This is a genomic window from Escherichia sp. MOD1-EC5950, assembly GCF_002965345.1.
Taxonomy (GTDB): Bacteria; Pseudomonadota; Gammaproteobacteria; order Enterobacterales; family Enterobacteriaceae; genus Escherichia; species Escherichia marmotae.
In genome coordinates this window covers 1-889 of the sequence record NZ_PTSR01000110.1, presented here as the reverse complement: position 1 = coordinate 889, position 889 = coordinate 1, and the positions used below count along the sequence as shown (strand labels likewise).

1 protein-coding gene is annotated in these 889 nt (G+C 52.3%); it reads right to left on the bottom strand.

Annotation, left to right across the window (positions count from 1 at the left end; all coding sequences use genetic code 11):
• Positions 1-803 (bottom strand): IS21-like element IS100 family transposase (gene istA / locus BEA93_RS24520; RefSeq protein ID WP_002225944.1); only part of this gene is annotated, 803 nt, incomplete at its 3' end.
• Positions 804-889: the final 86 nt, after the last annotated feature.

The following is an 889-nucleotide window of genomic DNA, read 5'->3' as shown; positions in this document are numbered from 1 at the left end:
CCGTGGCGGTTGGCTGTTTCAACATCGACAGTGATCCCCATCGGGCGCAGGCGAGTCATTAGTGGGATGTAAAAACTGTTACGGGTGTACTGCACCATCCGTTCCACCTTACCTTTAGTCTGTGCCCTGAAGGGGCGACACAGTCGGGGAGAGAAGCCCATCTCCTTGCCGAACTGCCACAGCGAAGGATGGAACCGGTGCTGACCGGTCTGATATGCGTCACGTTGCAGAACCACAGTTTTCATATTGTCATACAACACTTCGCGCGGCACACCACCAAAGAAGCGGAACGCATTACGATGGCAGGTCTCCAGCGTGTCATAACGCATATTGTCAGTGAATTCGATGTACAACATTCGGCTGTATCCGAGAACAGCAACGAACACGTGAAGCGGTGAGCGACCATTACGCATAGTGCCCCAGTCAACCTGCATCTGTCGTCCGGGTTCAGTTTCGAACCGAACGGCAGGCTCCTGCTCCTGAGGAACCGAGAGAGAACGAATGAATGCCCTGAGAATGGTCATTCCGCCACGATATCCCTGGTCTCTGATCTCGCGAGCGATTACCGTTGCCGGGATTTTGTAAGGATGAGCATCGGCGATGCGTTGACGAATATAATCCCGGTATTCATCCAGGAGTGAAGCAACAGCAGGTCGCGGCGTATATTTTGGCGGCTCAGATTTTGCCTGCAAATAACGTTTAACGGTATTGCGGGAGATCCCCAGTTCTCTGGCAATCGCCCGGCTACTCATTCCCTGCTTGTGCAGGATTTTAATTTCCATAACTGTCTCAAAAGTGACCATAAGCTCTCCTGAATCAGGAGAGCAGATTACCCCCTGGATCTGATTTCAGGCGTTGGGTGTGGATCACTATTGCACCGTTCGTGACA